The organism is Thioclava sp. DLFJ5-1 (genome assembly GCF_002020115.1).
In the GTDB taxonomy this organism is placed as follows: domain Bacteria; phylum Pseudomonadota; class Alphaproteobacteria; order Rhodobacterales; family Rhodobacteraceae; genus Thioclava; species Thioclava sediminum.
The window spans coordinates 162967-178648 of record NZ_MPZU01000003.1; the positions used below are offsets into that span (position 1 = coordinate 162967).

The window sequence follows — 15682 nt, forward strand, 5'->3', positions numbered from 1 at the left end:
GAAGTTGATGGTCGCATCTCTCAGCATGTGACCGATACGCAGCTTATGAGATAGCGGTTCACATGCGATGCGAAAAAACTTCTGATCCAAACCGTAATATGCACCGTTACGCCTTCAAGAGCTTGGGAGAATTCGAATGTCATTTGATGCCCTGCATCCACATGCGCAACGCATCGCGATCATCGGATCCGGGATTTCCGGCCTGGCGGCGGCGTGGCAACTCGCTCCGCATAATCGCGTCACCATCTATGAGGCGGAGACGCGGCTTGGGGGGCATTCGCGCACGATCACTGCGGGGCGCAACGGCGATCAGCCGGTCGATACCGGGTTCATCGTGTTCAATTACGCGAATTATCCGCATCTGACGCGCCTGTTCTCCGAGCTCGACGTGCCGGTCGAGAAATCCGACATGAGCTTTGGCGTGACGATCGATCAGGGCCGGATCGAATATGCTTTGCGCGACTTGAACAGCCTCGTTGCGCAGAAGCGGAATTTGGCTCGGCCGGGCTTTCTGCGGATGGTCGCGGATATCGCGAAGTTCAACGCAAAGGCTGTCTCTGTTGCGCAAAGCGATGAGGTGACGATTGACGGCCTGCTGGACGAGTTGAACTTGGGCGAGTGGTTCCGGCGCTATTACCTGCTGCCGATCTGCGGGGCGATCTGGTCCACGCCTGCCGATCAGATCGGCGCGTTCCCCGCGAAAAGCCTGCTCCGCTTTTTCGAGAACCACGCGCTTTTGTCGGCGACCGGTCAGCACCAGTGGTGGACGGTCTCGGGCGGGTCAATCGAATATGTGAAGCGGCTCGAGGCTGCCCTGCGCCTGCGCGGTGTCGAATTCCGCACCGGCACCCCGGTCACCGCGATCGAGCGGCAGCGCAATTCAGTCACTATTTCGGCGGAAAAGGCCCTTCCGGATCAGTTCGACCAAGTCATCCTCGCCACCCATTCCGATCAGGCACTCAAGCTGCTGGCCAAGCCGACCCCGCAGGAAAAGGCTGCGCTTTCGGCGGTCCGCTATCAGCCCAACGACGTTTATCTGCATCGCGACGTGGCGCAGATGCCGCGCCGACGCGCTTGCTGGTCGAGCTGGGTCTATCAGGCGCAGACCCGCGCGAATGAGACGCGGCTTGGCGTGACCTATTGGATGAACAAACTGCAAAACATCCCCGAAAGCGATCCGCTTTTCGTCACGCTGAACCCCGATGCGCCGATTGCCGAGGAGACGATCTACGATCACGAGGTCTTCTGGCACCCGGTCTTCGATCGCGCAGCGATACAGGCGCAAGGCGAAATCCAGTCGATACAGGGACTGAATCGGACATGGTTCGCGGGCGCATGGCTCCGCCATGGTTTCCACGAGGATGGGTTTGCTTCGGCGGTTCGGGTGGCGCGCGAGCTCAATCGCGGGGCGCAGCCGCAGGTCGACTTCGAAAAGGTGCCCGCATGAGCGGCGAGTTCTGCCCCGGTCATACGGTTCATGCGCGGCGGGGCGCGATTTCCCACCAGTTCCGCTATCACGTCGACTACGTGATGATCGATCCCGACGCGCCGGGTCCGTGGCCGCGGATTTTCTCGCGCCGCGGACGCAACCTCGCGACGGTGCATGACAAGGATTACGGCGGGGCGCCCGGTCGCGGCGAGAGTGCTGCATGGGTCCGCAAACAGCTCTCGCGTCACGGTGCGCCAGAGATCGCGAAGCTGCGGCTTCTGACCCAGCCGAAGATTCTCGGGGCCGGGTTCAACCCGGTGAATTTCTGGCTGGCCTATGATGCGCAAGACGACCTGCGTGCCGTGATCGCGGAGGTGAACAATACCTTCGGCGATCGGCACTCTTATCTCTGCGCCACCCCTAATTTCGACCCTATTTCAGCGGAAACCGAGCTTCACGCTGCGAAAATCTTCTATGTCTCCCCGTTCCAAACCATTGCCGGGGAATACCGTTTTCGCTTCGACATCGGAGCCGAGCATATCCGCATCCGCATCGATCACCGCAATGGCGAGGAGGGCGTTGTCGCGACCCTCGCGACCCAACGCCGCAAACTGACTTCGGCGGCGCTTCTCGGCATGGCGCTGCGCCGTCCGCTCACCCCGATCCGCACGCTCGGCCTGATCTACTGGCAGGCCCTGCGACTCAAGCTCAAAGGCGCCCGCTACCTGTCGCGGCCCACACCCCCCAGCGAGGAGATCAGCCAATGATGCCTTTCCTGACCAACCGGATCCGCAGCGAATTCCTCGCGACCTGCGAGAAGATCGAGCAGGGGACGCTGCATCTGCGCCTGCCTGACGGCACCGTGCGCAGTTTCGGTCGCGGGGAGCCGCAAGCCGACATGGAAATCCGCGACTGGCAGGCCGTGGTGGCGATGGCGTCGCGCGGCGATGTCGGGCTGGGCGAGTCTTATATCGCGGGGTTGTGGGAGACGTCCTCGATCGAGGCGCTTCTCTCGCTCGCGCTGAAAAACCTCAAGGTCGTGGACGGCTACGCCTATGCGGGCTTCTGGTCGAATCTGAAGTTCCGCCTGATCGACCGGCTGATGCGCGCCAATTCGCTGCGCGGTGCATCGCGCAACATCCGGACGCATTACGACGTGGGCAACGAGTTTTACCAGCTCTGGCTGGACGAGGGGATGAGCTATTCCTCCGCTCTTTTCGCGCCGGGCGACAGCGATCTGCACCGCGCGCAGAACCGCAAGCTCGACCGCATTCTCGACCGTATGGGCGGCGGCGAGCGGGTGCTGGAGATTGGCTGTGGCTGGGGGCATTTCGCCGAACGCGCGGCCGAGCAGGGGCGTCATGTCACCGGGATCACGATCTCGCCCAGCCAGAAAGGTTACGCCGATGCGCGGCTCGACGGGCGCGCCGATATCCGGTTGCAGGACTATCGGCACACGCCCGGAAAATTCGACCATATCGTCTCGATCGAGATGATCGAAGCGGTCGGCGAGCGCTATTGGCCGAACTATTTCCAAACCGTGAAAGATCGCCTGGCGGAGGGAGGATCAGCGATGATTCAGGCCATAACAGTGTCTGATTCCTACTTCCCGAAATATCGCGAGACTTCCGATTTCATTCGGCAATACACTTTCCCGGGTGGCATGCTTCTGTCCGATGGGGTGATCCGCGATCAGGCGGCGAAGGCCGGGCTGGCGGTGAAGGAAAGCTTCGCCTTCGGGCAGGACTATGCCGAGACCTGTCGGCAATGGGCGACCCGTCTGAAAGAGCGCAGCGCGCGCGCGACCGAGCTTGGCTTCGGGCCGGAGTTCCTGCGCAACTGGTCCTATTATCTCGAAGCCTGTGCGGCGGCCTTTGCGGTCGGCCATACCGATGTGGTGCAGGTCCAACTGGCACATGCGAGGGCGTAACATGATGTTAAAATTGCTTTTCACCCTCGCGGTTCTGATCTTGGCGGCTGTCTTGATCCGGCACTTCTTCTTCTCTTTCCCGGCGCAAAAGTCGGCGGATTACGCGGCCGAAAGCCCGGAATTCGACATTCGCCGGGCGTTCGAGGGCCCTGTCGAGGCGCATGGCATGATCTACGGCCCCGACGGTCGCGTCACCTCGCGCTTCCGCGCCGTGATGACGGGGCGGTTCACCAATGATGGCGGCGTGATCGAGGAGGAGTTCGAATATGCCTCCGGTCGGCGCCAGAGCCGTGCCTGGAATATCCAGTTCGGGCCGAATGGCGAGATCAGCTCGACCGCCGACGATATCGAGGGGCGCGCCGAGATGGAGCAGTCGGGCAATGCGCTGCGGATGCGCTATCGGTTGCGGCTGCCCGAGGATGCGGGCGGCCACGTGCTCGACGTGACCGACTGGATTTACCTGATGCCGGACGGGACGCTGCTGAACCGGTCGCAGATGCGCAAATTCGGGATCAAGGTGGCCGAGCTCTTCGCCGTCATGCGCCCGATGACCGAACCGGCCGAGTGATCACTCGAAGCAGCTTGCGCGCCCGTCCTTCTGGATCGTCGCCGCGCCGTCCATGATGGACTGCGCGCGGCGCGACAGAAAGCTGCCGGGCTTCGCCGCCGAACGGTCCTTCGGGTCGGGCAGGACGCCCGCGATCAACGCGGATTGGCGGGCGCTCAACTTGTCGGGGGTGGTGCGGAAATAGCGATGCGCGGCAGCATCGACGCCAAACGCGCCTTCGTCGAATTCAGCGACGTTAAGATAGATTTCCAAAATCCGCTTCTTGCCCCAGATCGCCTCGGCCAGCGGCGTCATCGACGCCTCAAGCGCCTTGCGCAGCCAGTTTCGGCCCTGCCAGAGGAACACGTTCTTCACGGTCTGCTGGGTGATCGTCGAGGCACCGCGATTGGCGCCCTCGTCGATTGCCTTGCGGATCGCGCGCATGTCGAATCCCCAGTGGTTGCAGAAATTCGCGTCCTCCGCGGCGACGACAGAGCGAGCGAGCACAGGCGCGATATCCTCGATCGGCACCCATTTCTGATCGACGGCACCAAGACGCTGGCGTTCGCTCCACATCGTCCAGGTGGTCGGCGGATTAACGAATTTGAACAGGACCATCAGCACAAGCACCAGCGCAACGAGACCCATCACGCCCCGCAGCGCCCATTTCAGGGCGGTGCGGAAAGGCGCGCGCATGCTGCTGGAAACGCTCGATTTCGTGCTGCGTTTGGCGGGTTTGCGGCCCGATTTTTTCTTGCTCTTAGCCATGTGCGTATAAGTCACAGCGTGCCCCGAAGGGTCAAGCGACAAGCAGCGCCAATTCCGGTCCGCGCGCGACCTGTCGCGCCGTTACCATGGTTTCGATCGGCGCATCTGACACCTGCTTCCACGCGGTGCGTATCTCGCGCGCGATACCGTGGTCGTCTTCAAGGACGACGTTGCCGGGAAACAGGCTCTCGGTCGGCGCGCCCTCGGCCATGAGGATGTGATGGCGCGCGAAAAGCAGGTGGCGGTATTGCACGCGCGGGCGCGGAGCCACCCGAATGCTCTTGCCGTTCACGAGGTGCTTGGCGGCGACCAGAACTTCGCTATGGGCGCAGGCGATCTCGGCGCGCCAGCCGCGCAGCAACATCCGATGTTGTTGAGACACGTAAAGAGCGCGTCGATTTCCCATAGCCCCCGGCGCGAACCGGATCGGCGCATAGGCTCCGACGCCGCGACAGACCCGACCACCCGTCCAAAGAAGAGGCTGCGGCCCGTCGTCCTCGGTCATGACAAGATCGCCCGCCTTGAGCCGCTCCACCGGTCGCGGCCCGTCAGGCGTGTCGATCCGCGTCCCGGCGAGGAAACATTCCGGCCCCAGATCGCCGACCGGCGCCTGGGTGCTCTGCGTGACATAGGTGGAGCTGATGAAGGTCGCGTTGTGGAGGATCGTGCCATCGGACGGCGTGAACACCGCGCGCCCGTCGCTCAGGTAGAACGTGTCGCCAGTAATCGTCTCTTGCACGCCGTTCGGACGCTCGATGGTAATCGTATCGCCGCGCCAGACATCAGTGACGCGCTGGCCGTCGATCGTGTCGCGGGCGCTGTTGCTGCTGGAAATCCAATTGTCGTTATTCCTATCGACAATCGCGAGGGTCGTCGGTGTCAGCGCCGTCCCCGCAGGGGGCGGATTGCCCGGATCCATGATGTAGAACTGGTCGTAATAGGTTGCCATTTTTGCTGCTCGAGTAACGTTATTATAAATTATTCGTTACTTGGTAAGCAGAGATCAGGGCGACACAAAGGCGCCTGTGGGGCGCAAAGTTAACTACGGGTTAAAGAGTGACATCCCGGTCACAGCGGGTTTAGAGGGCAGAGGGGCCCACCATCCGCGCGAGATTTCCGGTGGCACCTTCGGTGATTTCCTCGCCGGTAAAGGCCGTGGTGCCGCCCGAAGACAGGGCGGATTCGAGCCGTTCGTGGAAATCTTCCGGCAGCGGAATTTGCAGCACGCGACCGCGCGCGTGGCCTAGGGTATTCATCCGGTCGAGGACCTCTGCAGCGGTCCCCTTCTTAAGCAAGATGAACACAGCCGAGCCGCCTTGCGGCAGGCTCTCGCCCGCTTCGCGCAGGAAAGAGTCGTTCAACCCGAGGTCGGTGAACTTGCCGGACACAGCGCCCGCGCCCGCACCGATTGCCGCGCCGACGACCGGCGACAGGAAGACGAGACCCAGCAGCCCGCCCCAGACAGCGCCGCCGATCGCGCCGAGGGCCATCGTGTTGCTGTTTTCATGAACGTTAATCTCGCCGCTTTCGTCGCGGGTCACGACAACAATGTCCTGCGACCGGAAAAATCCTTCTTTTTCCAGTGCTCTGAGTTCCTCGCGCGTCGCGAAGCCCGCGGCCTCGGTTTCATGCGCCATCACCAACAGTTCGGACATCGTTACCTCCAGACAGAACAAAGGGCGAAGCATGTGCTTCGCCCTCTGAAACGGTTCCGTAGGGGAAAGAGTTCCCTTATTCCGCCGGCATCGCCTGCGGTTCGTCGCTGAGCGGGTAGGACAGATGCGCCAGCATCTCCTTCGGGCAGACCTGCAGGAAGTTCGCCTTCTCGGTCTCCCAGTGCTGGAGAATATCGGCGCCTTTGCGCGATCCCGTTTCGGCGACGTGACGCTCGATCAGGCCTTTCAGCTCGGCTTCCCAATGCTCGTGGCCCAGCCCGCAGGTGACGAGGCTTTCGAGGTTGATCAGCTCTTCCGCCGTGTTGTCCGGATCGTAGAGATAGGCCATGCCGCCCGTCATGCCCGCACCGAAGTTCGGGCCGATCGAGCCGAGGATCACCGCGACGCCGCCGGTCATGTATTCACAGCCGTTGGAGCCGCAGCCCTCGATCACCACTTTCGCACCCGAGTTGCGCACCGCGAAGCGCTCGCCTGCGCGGCCTGCCGCGAACAGGTGACCCTCGGTCGCGCCGTAAAGCACGGTGTTGCCGATGATCGTGTTCTCGGAGGCGACCAGCGGCGAGGCCATCGGCGGACGCACGACGATCATGCCGCCCGAGAGACCCTTGCCGACATAGTCGTTGGCATCGCCCGACACTTCGATCTTCAGACCCGGGGCCGCAAAAGCGCCCAGCGACTGACCGCAGGAACCGGTCAGCTTCACCGTCAGGTGGTCCGACTGCAGCGCGTTGCGCATCCCGAAGTTCTTCACGATATGGCTCGAAGCGCGCGTCCCGATGGTGCGCAGCGTGTTGCGCACCGCGTAGGAAAGCTGCATCTTCTCGCCTTCCTCGAAGAAGCGATGACCATCCTTGATGATCTCCGCATCCAGCGTATCCGAGACCCAGTTACGCGGCTTCGAACGGTCGTAGACGATCTTGTCCCAGCCATCGACGGTGATCAGGAGCGGATTGAGGTCAAGATCGTCGAGATGGGCCGAGCCGCGGCTCACCTGGCTGAGAAGATCGGCGCGACCGATCACCTCGTCGAGCGAACGCGCCCCGATCGAGGCGAGGATTTCGCGCACTTCCTGGGCGTAGAAGGTGATGAGGTTCACCACCTTGTCCGCCGTGCCGGTGAACTTGGCGCGCAGCTCCGGGTCCTGCGTGCAGACGCCAACCGGGCAGGTGTTCGACTGACACTGACGAACCATGATGCAGCCCATCGCGATCAGGGCGGCGGTGCCGATGCCGTATTCCTCGGCCCCCATCATCGCGGCCATCACGATATCGCGGCCCGTGCGCAGACCGCCGTCGGTCCGCAGGGTGACGCGTTCGCGCAGGTTGTTCATCGCGAGCACCTGATGCGCCTCGGTCAGACCCATCTCCCACGGGAGACCGGCATATTTGATCGAGGTCGCGGGCGATGCGCCCGTGCCGCCGTTGTGGCCCGAGATCAGGATGATGTCGGCCTTCGCCTTCGCGACACCGGCCGCGATCGTGCCGACGCCCGAGGACGCCACCAGCTTCACCGTCACTTTGACCTTCGGGTTGATCTGCTTGAGGTCGTAGATCAGCTGCGCAAGGTCTTCGATCGAGTAGATGTCGTGGTGCGGTGGCGGCGAGATCAGGGTCACGCCCTTGGTCGAGTGCCGCAGACGCGCGATCAGATCGGTGACCTTCATCCCCGGAAGCTGGCCGCCCTCGCCGGGCTTCGCGCCCTGAGCGACCTTGATCTCAAGCTCTTCGCAGTGGTTGAGGTATTCGGCGGTCACACCGAAACGACCCGAAGCCACCTGCTTGATCTTCGCCGACGGGTTGTCGCCATTGGGTTCGGGCACGAAATGCGCCGGATCCTCGCCGCCTTCCCCCGAGTCCGACTTCGCGCCGATCCGGTTCATCGCGACGTTCAAGAGCTTGTGCGCCTCGGGCGACAGCGCCCCCAGCGACATGCCCGGCGTCACGAAGCGCTTGCGGATCGAGGTGATCGACTCGACCTCTTCGATCGGCACCGGCTTGCCCAGCGATTTGATATCCAGCATGTCGCGGATATGGATCGGCGGGTTCGCCCGCATCATCGAGCTGTATTGCTTCCACAGATCGTAGCTCGCGCGGTTACAGGCCGATTGCAGCATGTGCATCGACTGCGCACCCCAGGCATGGGACTCGCCGGTGCGGCGGGCCTTGTAGAAGCCGCCGATCGGGAGCACGTCCTGACCGCCCTTCCAGCCTTTCGCGTGCACACCTTCCAGCGCGTGCTGGATGCCGTGCAGACCGATGCCGGAGATACGGCTGTGCATGCCGGGGAAGTATTCCGCGACCATCGCGCGCGACAGACCCACGGCTTCGAAGTTCAGACCGCCGCGATAGGAGGAAATCACCGAGATCCCCATCTTCGACATGATCTTCAGCAGGCCGGCGTCGATCGCATCGCGATACTTGCGCATCGCGTCGACGAGCGTGCCGCCCAGCAGGCCGCGGTCGATCCGGTCGGCCAGCGTGTCCTGCGCGAGATAGGCGTTCACCGTGGTCGCACCCGAGCCGATCAGCACCGCGAAGTAATGCGGGTCGATACATTCCGCCGAGCGCACGTTGATCGAGCAGAAGGTCCGCAGGCCTTTCTGCGTCAGCCAGCTATGCACGGCCGAGGTCGCGAGGATCATCGGCATCGCGACCTTGTCCTCGTCCTGCTCTTCATCGCTCAGCACGATGTGGAGCGCACCCGAGCGCACCGCATCCTCGGCTTCCTGACGGATCCGGGTCAGACCTTCGCGCAGCGCATTCTGATCGGCATTGGCCGGGAAGGTGCAGTCGATGATCGTCACCTGCTCGCCGAATTCGTTGAGCATGTGATCGAACTCGGAATTCGCGAGGAACGGGCTTTCGAGAATCCAGATCTCGGTCTGCGAGCTATCCTCGTCGAGCACGTTCTTGAGGTTGCCGAACCGCGTCTTGAGCGACATCACCCGGCTTTCGCGAAGAGAGTCGATCGGCGGGTTAGTCACCTGGCTGAAGTTCTGACGGAAGAAATGGCTCAGGGGGCGGTATTGCTTGGACAGAACCGCAGGCGGCGTGTCGTCGCCCATCGAGGCGATGGCTTCCTTGCCGTCCTCGGCCATCGGCGCGAGGATCTGTTCGATCTCTTCAACCGAATAGCCAGCCGCGACCTGACGCTTGCGCAGCTCACCGCCCGAGAATTTCGGGTTTTCCGGCACGTCCACGAGGATCGCGTTCAGATCGGTGACCTTGCCGACCCATTCGCCGAAGGGCTGGGCGGCGGCCAGTTTGTCCTTGATTTCGGTGTCGTGGTAGAGCTTGCCCTCGCGCATATCGACCGCGATCATCTGACCCGGACCAAGTGCGCCTTTCTCGACAACGCTCGCCTCGTCGACCGGCACCATACCGGCTTCCGAGCCCGCGATCAGAACGCCGTCGCCGGTGATGACATAGCGCAGCGGGCGCAGGCCGTTACGGTCGAGACCGCCGCAGACCCAACGACCATCGGTCATCGCGAGCGCGGCGGGGCCGTCCCACGGCTCCATCACGGCATTGCAATAGGCATACATGTCCTGCCACGCGGAGGGCATCGTGTCGGTGGATTTCGACCACGGCTCAGGGACGAGCATGGTCTTCACCATCGGCGCGTTGCGGCCCGAACGGACCATCAGTTCGAACACCGCATCGAGCGCGCCGGAGTCGGACGCCCCCGCCGGGATGATCGGCTTGATGTCTTCGGCGCTGTCGCCAAAGGCCGAGGAGGCCATGCGGATTTCATGGCTCTTCATCCAGTTGGTGTTGCCCTTGATCGTGTTGATCTCGCCGTTATGCGCCAGCATCCGGAAGGGCTGCGCTAGCCACCATTGCGGGAAGGTGTTGGTGGAATAGCGCTGGTGATAGATCGCGAAGGCGGACTCGAAGCGCTCGTCCTTCAGGTCGGGATAGAATTCCGCGACCTGCTCGGCGAGCATCATGCCCTTGTAGATGATCGAGCGGCACGAAAGCGAGCACATGTAGAGCCCGTTGATCTGCGCCGCGATCGCCGCTTTCTCGATGCGGCGACGGATGATGTAAAGCTCGCGCTCGAACTGCTCCTCGTCGATATCCTTGTCGTTACGGATCAGGATCTGCTCGATCTCGGGGCGGGTCGAATTGGCCTTCTCGCCCAGCACTTCGGTGTTCACCGGAACGTGGCGCCAGCCGTAGATGTAGTGACCCATCCGCAGAACTTCGGATTCCACGATCGTGCGGCAGCGCTCCTGCGCGCCGAAATCGGTGCGCGGCAGGAAGACCTGACCGACGGCGACCATTTTCTCCATGTCCGGCTCGTGGCCGGTGCGGCGGATCTGGTCATAGAAGAAGGGGGCGGGGATCTGGACGTGGATGCCCGCGCCGTCGCCGGTCTTGCCGTCAGCATCCACGGCACCGCGGTGCCAGATCGCCTTCAGCGCGTCGATGCCGTTCTCCACGACGCGGCGCGAGGCCTTACCGTCGATCGACACCACGAGACCGACGCCGCAGGACGCCTTCTCGTCTTCTTCCTTCCACAGTGAATTCTCGTTCATCCACTGGCGTTTCGCTTCCTCGGCGGCCACCCAGGCTTCGTCATATTTGGTCATTGCAGTGCCTCCTTGGAGAAAGAGCGGGAAAGGGGGGCGAGGCTGACTTGCGTGGGCCGAAGATCGGCCTGCGTCATCATCAGGTCGCAGTCATATTCGGGCGTCTCGGTCGAGAAACCGGGATCGCCGGGAAAGTCGAAGCGCACGGGGCTGTCGTCATAGCTCACGACGTCGCCCTGATCGTTCTCGAACCGCTCCGCGCCGCTGAAGAACACGCGATATTTGCGCGAGATATATTGCGTGCCGGTGCGGGTCGCGACGGTCTGGCCGTTCTGGTCATCCTCGCGCAGATCGAAGGTGATCGTCTCGAGCGGGACCTCGTCGATGCTGACAGACTTGCCCGTGAGGGTATCGCTGCCGACATAGCGACGCAGACCCCGGTAATTCGAGCGCGTGACGAAATCGTAATCGTCCTTGCCGTCCGACAGGAGCGCCGAGAACGAGGGGGCATCCTTCGACGCGCCCGGATCGAAGACTTCGATCTCACCGGTATCGGTCGACACGCTTTCAAGCCAGCGCGTCTCGGCATCGATATGGCTCAGGTAGTAAATGCCCTCGCCATCGGCAAAGGCGGTCCACAGATCGCCCTCCGGATCGGCGGCGCAGCGGTAGTAATTGGCGACCTGACAGTTATGCATCTGCACGGTCATGAAGACCTCGCAGCCCTGCGGCGGCGTGAAATCCGCGGCATGCGCCGGCAGGGCGCTGAACAGCCCCCCGCAGATCGCCATGCCGAGAAAATTCGACCGCATCGCATACATTCCTTTTCAGATCGGCAGGGCGCGGATCACTCCGCCGCCACAGCCGCCACGTTTTCGAGATAGCGCAGGATCGAGCCCGCCGCTTCGCGCCCGTCGCGGATCGCCCAGACGACGAGGCTTGCGCCGCGCACGATGTCGCCGACCGCGTAGACGCCGGGGATCGAGGTCGCGTGGGTGCCGAATTCGGCCTTCACGGTGCCCCAGCGGGTGGTCTCCAGATCGTCGGCCTCCCAAGCGCCGGGCAGGTCCTCCGGCTCGAAGCCGAGCGCCTTGATCACCAGATCGGCCTCTTCGTCATAGATGCCGCCTTCGATCTTCTCGGGGCTCTGACGGCCGGACGCATCCGGCGCGCCCAGACGCATCTGCTGCACCGAGCAGTTGGTGACCGGGTTGCCCGAGAAGGCCGCGGGGGCGGAGAGCCAGACGAATTCCACGCCCTCTTCCTCGGCGTTCTGCACTTCGCGCTGCGAGCCCGGCATGTTGGCCCGGTCGCGGCGATAGAGACATTTCACCGATTTGGCGCCCTGACGGATCGCGGTACGCACGCAGTCCATCGCGGTGTCGCCGCCGCCGATGACGATGACGCGCTTGCCTTCCGCGTTCAGCGTACCGTCTTCGAACTCGGCCACGTCGTCGCCGAAGCTCTTGCGGTTCGAGGCGGTGAGATAGTCGATCGCGCGCACGATGCCAGCGGCGTCTGCGCCCTCGTCGGTCAGTTCGCGCGTCTTGTAGACACCCGTCGCGATCAGCACCGCGTCATGCTTGCCGCGGATCGCGTCAAAGGAAATATCGGTGCCGACATTGCAGTTCAGCACGAATTCGACGCCGCCATCTTCCAGCTGCTTCACGCGCTGCATGACGATGTCTTTCTCCAGCTTGAAGCCGGGGATGCCATAGGTCATCAGCCCGCCCGCGCGGTCATAACGGTCATAGACCGTGACCTGCACGCCAGCGCGACGCAGCGCGTCGGCGGCCGCCAGACCCCCCGGGCCCGCGCCGATGATGCCGACGCTTTCGGCGCGCTCGGTCGCCGGTTTGATCGGCTTGACCCAGCCCATGTCGAAGGCGGTGTCGGTGATGTATTTCTCGACTGCGCCGATGGTGACGGTGCCGTGGCCCGACTGTTCGATCACGCAGTTGCCTTCGCACAGACGGTCCTGCGGGCAGATGCGGCCGCAGATTTCCGGGAAGGTGTTGGTGGCCTGCGACATCTCGTAGGCTTCCTGCAAACGGCCTTCCGCGGTCAGGCGGAGCCAGTCGGGGATGTTGTTATGGAGCGGGCAATGCGTGTGGCAGTAGGGCACGCCGCACTGGCTGCAGCGGCTCGCCTGCTCGGCAGCCTTCTCGGCCGCGTATTCGCGATAGATTTCGTTGAAATCATGGGAGCGCACGTTCGCGTCGCGCTTCTGAGGCATCTCTTTCGCCGTCTTGACGAACTTGAGCATCGGTTGCTTGGCCATTGTGGCGCCTCCCTAGAAAACCGGTGGGTGCGCATGACTACACCGCCTGCCACAGCAATAAAAGTAAGCAAGGCTGACCTAAATGTGCATTTTTTGCGAGAGGCGCACGAGAAGGTACCTCAAATTCGCCCAAAATAGGTCAGCTTCGTTTACTTTATCGCTGCTTCACCCTGATTTTCCTGAGGATGACGCGCCGCCAAAAAGCGATTCGCCTTCGTCAGCCTAGCACACCGACCGCCGCAAGGCTCAGCAGAAGCCCGCCGAAGATGATCCGGTAGATCGCGAAGATGGTGAAACGGTGCCCCTGAATATAGCCAAGGAGCCATTTCACCGCGACCAAGGCCGTGACGGTCGAGACGACGAAAGCGATGCCGAGCCCGGCCCAATCCTCGTTGCCGCCGGTCCCGTCCTTGAGCTGCTTGAGCAATTCGTAACCGCTCGCCGCGTACATGGTGGGAATGCCGACGAGGAAGGCGAATTCGGTCGCCGCCGCGCGGTTCGAGGTGCCCAGGAGCATCGCCACGAAAATCGTCGTGGCCGAGCGCGAAGTGCCCGGAAAGACCCCGGCCACGATCTGCGCAATCCCGACCGCGATCGCGACGCGCCAGAAGATCTGGCTGTTATCGGCCTGCCGATCCGCGACGCGTTCCGCAAACAGCATCCAGAAACCGCCGATCACCAGCGCCCAGGCGACGGGCTGGATCGTTGTCGGCAGCTCGAAGCCCATCTTCTTCACGATCAGGCCGAGAACGGCGGTGATCAGGAAGGCGACGGTCAGCTTTGCGAGATAGTCGCGGTTCTCCGGATTGCGCCAGTTGAACAGCAGCTCCATCAGGCGACGCCAGTAGATCAGCGTCACCGCAAGGATCGCCCCGGCCTGAATGACGATGTTGTAGGTATCCGAGCGCGTGCCAAGCCAATGTTCGGCCAGGATCAGGTGGCCAGTGCTCGAAATCGGGAGAAACTCGGTGATCCCTTCGATCACACCGAGCAGAACGTCGTTCAGATAGCTCAAGAAATACCGCCTAGGTCAGAGAGGCGCCGCAAGCGGCACCGGGGAGGAAGGAGGGGGTTATGTCTTGCGAAGGTTCTTCGCCGAAGCTTTGATATCGTCATATTGCCCACCGGGGCGGAAGCGCCACAGGTAGCCGGGCATCACCGCTTCCATTGCCATAGGCTGGATTCCGAGATCGGAGAAGCCTTTCGCGCCCTCGGACACGACATTGTCAGCTTGCAGGTTCTTAACCTGATCGCGCGTGAGAATGCGGTTCGTGAACAGACCGCCGGTGACCGCCTGACCCAGATCGAAGACGCCGCCGAGGATGCTTGCGACCCAGCGGGGCAGCGACAGCACGAGACGACGACGGTGAATCACCGTCAGCATCTGCTTCATCAGGTCGTGGAACGTCTCCACATCCGGCCCGCCGAGCTCATAGATGCCGGGCGAGACTTCCCCATCCGCCGCCATCACGGCGACCTTCGCGACATCATCGACGAAGACCGGCTGGAATTTCGTGTGACCACCCGTGATCGGAAGGATTGGGGTGAAGCGCGACATCGAGGCGAACTTGTTGAAGAAGCCGTCCTCGTTGCCGAAAATAATGGAGGGACGCAGGATCACGGCCTGCGGATAGGCATCCAGCACCGCTTTCTCGCCTGCGGCCTTGGAGCGGGCATATTCGCTCTCGCTGTCCGGATTGGCGCCGATGGCCGAGATCTGCACCAGTTTCGGCACATCCATTTCTGCAGCGATACGCGCCACGCGGCCTGCACCTTCGGCTTGCACGGCGCCGAACTTGTTCTTGCCTTCATTGACGAGAATACCGACGCAATTGAGCACCGCATCCGCGCCCTGCATCGCCGCGCGCACGCTGGCATCGTCGCGAATGTTGCAGAAGACCGGCTCGACTTGCCCGACCGCACCATAGGGTTTGACGAAAAGCGCCTCGTTCGGACGCCGGACCGCAACGCGAATCCGCCAACCGTCCTTTGCCATGCGCTGCGCGATATAGCGCCCGACGAACCCCGAACCGCCGTAGATCGTAACCAGCTTGGACATGGGCAGAGGCCTTTCCTTGCAAGAATTTCGTTCTTTGATTACCGCCTCGCCCCCGCGGGAACAAGGCCAAAGACCCGAAGAGTCGAAGCTTGCGAATTTTTCGTGTCGATCCCCGTTGACAGTCCCAGCGCCGCTATGTATCTCGCGCTCCACGACACCTGCCCAGGTGGCGGAATTGGTAGACGCGCACGGTTCAGGTCCGTGTGCCGCAAGGCGTGGAGGTTCGAGTCCTCTCCTGGGCACCATAAACCAAGCGAAAAGCTCGGAAAACTTCGGTTTTCCGAGCTTTTCTCTGTTTTGGGCCTGATTTTGCCTCGAAAACTGTTCCGCATGTGAATTTCATGAGGCGGGTTATGAATTTCGTTCGTGAGGCTCGATCCTGAGGCGCAACGATAAGATTCGGGCGCACCGGTTCCGGTTCAGTGGAGCAAATGCGGAAAGGATTTGGTGGCGCGCCC

General features: G+C 62.4%; 12 protein-coding genes and 1 tRNA gene. 5 read left to right on the top strand and 8 right to left on the bottom strand.

Annotated features, from left to right (window positions below; translation table 11 throughout):
• Positions 1 to 136 precede the first annotated feature (136 nt).
• Genes BMI86_RS11440 through BMI86_RS11455 form a run of 4 tightly spaced genes read left to right on the top strand, consistent with a single transcriptional unit; the run spans position 137 to position 3927 of the window.
• Positions 137 to 1447 carry an FAD-dependent oxidoreductase gene (locus tag BMI86_RS11440; protein WP_078541523.1) on the top strand — a complete coding sequence of 437 codons (1311 nt, stop codon included), beginning with the start codon at positions 137 to 139 and terminating at the stop codon, positions 1445 to 1447.
• A complete protein-coding gene (locus BMI86_RS11445) occupies positions 1444 to 2196 on the top strand; it encodes a DUF1365 domain-containing protein (RefSeq protein WP_078541524.1) in 753 nt (250 codons plus the stop codon). The genes BMI86_RS11440 and BMI86_RS11445 overlap by 4 nt, the downstream gene beginning before the upstream one ends.
• Positions 2196 to 3359 carry a cyclopropane-fatty-acyl-phospholipid synthase family protein gene (locus tag BMI86_RS11450; protein WP_078541750.1) on the top strand — a complete coding sequence of 388 codons (1164 nt, stop codon included), beginning with the start codon at positions 2196 to 2198 and terminating at the stop codon, positions 3357 to 3359. Before BMI86_RS11445 ends, BMI86_RS11450 begins: the two co-directional genes overlap by 1 nt.
• A gap of 1 nt (position 3360) precedes the next feature.
• A complete protein-coding gene (locus BMI86_RS11455; protein ID WP_078541525.1) occupies positions 3361 to 3927 on the top strand; it encodes a DUF3833 domain-containing protein in 567 nt (188 codons plus the stop codon).
• On the opposite strand, the gene mtgA is transcribed toward BMI86_RS11455, so the two are convergent.
• The 8 genes from mtgA to BMI86_RS11495 all read right to left on the bottom strand — a co-directional run bounded on the left by mtgA (position 3928) and on the right by BMI86_RS11495 (position 15224).
• Entirely contained in the window at positions 3928 to 4674 is a 747-nt protein-coding gene (mtgA, locus tag BMI86_RS11460; protein WP_078541526.1) for a monofunctional biosynthetic peptidoglycan transglycosylase, read from the bottom strand. It lies immediately after the preceding gene.
• 31 nt (positions 4675 to 4705) lie between these two features.
• A complete protein-coding gene (locus BMI86_RS11465) occupies positions 4706 to 5623 on the bottom strand; it encodes a Hint domain-containing protein (RefSeq protein WP_078541527.1) in 918 nt (305 codons plus the stop codon).
• Positions 5624 to 5753: 130 nt separating this feature from the next.
• A complete protein-coding gene (locus tag BMI86_RS11470) occupies positions 5754 to 6329 on the bottom strand; it encodes a DUF1269 domain-containing protein (RefSeq protein ID WP_168173848.1) in 576 nt (191 codons plus the stop codon).
• 76 nt (positions 6330 to 6405) lie between these two features.
• Positions 6406 to 10944: a glutamate synthase large subunit gene (gene gltB, locus BMI86_RS11475; RefSeq protein ID WP_078541528.1), complete on the bottom strand. Its 4539-nt coding sequence runs from the start codon at positions 10942 to 10944 to the stop codon at positions 6406 to 6408.
• On the bottom strand, positions 10941 to 11696 hold the full coding sequence (locus BMI86_RS11480; protein WP_246831698.1) for a hypothetical protein: 756 nt from the start codon (positions 11694 to 11696) through the stop codon (positions 10941 to 10943). Before BMI86_RS11480 ends, gltB begins: the two co-directional genes overlap by 4 nt.
• A gap of 35 nt (positions 11697 to 11731) precedes the next feature.
• On the bottom strand, positions 11732 to 13165 hold the full coding sequence (locus BMI86_RS11485; protein ID WP_078541530.1) for an NAD(P)-dependent oxidoreductase: 1434 nt from the start codon (positions 13163 to 13165) through the stop codon (positions 11732 to 11734).
• Positions 13166 to 13382: 217 nt separating this feature from the next.
• Positions 13383 to 14180, bottom strand: coding sequence for an undecaprenyl-diphosphate phosphatase (locus tag BMI86_RS11490; RefSeq protein WP_078541531.1), 798 nt, complete (start codon positions 14178 to 14180; stop codon positions 13383 to 13385).
• A 57-nt stretch (positions 14181 to 14237) separates the two neighbouring features.
• Positions 14238 to 15224 carry a complex I NDUFA9 subunit family protein gene (locus BMI86_RS11495; RefSeq protein WP_078541532.1) on the bottom strand — a complete coding sequence of 329 codons (987 nt, stop codon included), beginning with the start codon at positions 15222 to 15224 and terminating at the stop codon, positions 14238 to 14240.
• Positions 15225 to 15384: 160 nt separating this feature from the next.
• On the opposite strand from BMI86_RS11495, the gene BMI86_RS11500 reads away from it, so the two are divergent.
• Positions 15385 to 15469, top strand: a tRNA-Leu gene (locus tag BMI86_RS11500).
• The last annotated feature ends 213 nt before the right edge of the window (positions 15470 to 15682 follow it).

What these genes read in the sequence shown, in the direction of transcription:
- BMI86_RS11440 (WP_078541523.1), top strand. Translation starts at nt 137, where the DNA reads ATGTCATTTGATGCCCTGCATCCACATGCGCAACGCATCGCGATCATC.
- BMI86_RS11445 (WP_078541524.1), top strand. Translation starts at nt 1,444, where the DNA reads ATGAGCGGCGAGTTCTGCCCCGGTCATACGGTTCATGCGCGGCGGGGC.
- BMI86_RS11450 (WP_078541750.1), top strand. Translation starts at nt 2,196, where the DNA reads ATGCCTTTCCTGACCAACCGGATCCGCAGCGAATTCCTCGCGACCTGC.
- BMI86_RS11455 (WP_078541525.1), top strand. Translation starts at nt 3,361, where the DNA reads ATGATGTTAAAATTGCTTTTCACCCTCGCGGTTCTGATCTTGGCGGCT.
- mtgA (WP_078541526.1), bottom strand. Translation starts at nt 4,674, where the DNA reads ATGGCTAAGAGCAAGAAAAAATCGGGCCGCAAACCCGCCAAACGCAGC.
- BMI86_RS11465 (WP_078541527.1), bottom strand. Translation starts at nt 5,623, where the DNA reads ATGGCAACCTATTACGACCAGTTCTACATCATGGATCCGGGCAATCCG.
- BMI86_RS11470 (WP_168173848.1), bottom strand. Translation starts at nt 6,329, where the DNA reads ATGTCCGAACTGTTGGTGATGGCGCATGAAACCGAGGCCGCGGGCTTC.
- gltB (WP_078541528.1), bottom strand. Translation starts at nt 10,944, where the DNA reads ATGACCAAATATGACGAAGCCTGGGTGGCCGCCGAGGAAGCGAAACGC.
- BMI86_RS11480 (WP_246831698.1), bottom strand. Translation starts at nt 11,696, where the DNA reads ATGCGGTCGAATTTTCTCGGCATGGCGATCTGCGGGGGGCTGTTCAGC.
- BMI86_RS11485 (WP_078541530.1), bottom strand. Translation starts at nt 13,165, where the DNA reads ATGGCCAAGCAACCGATGCTCAAGTTCGTCAAGACGGCGAAAGAGATG.
- BMI86_RS11495 (WP_078541532.1), bottom strand. Translation starts at nt 15,224, where the DNA reads ATGTCCAAGCTGGTTACGATCTACGGCGGTTCGGGGTTCGTCGGGCGC.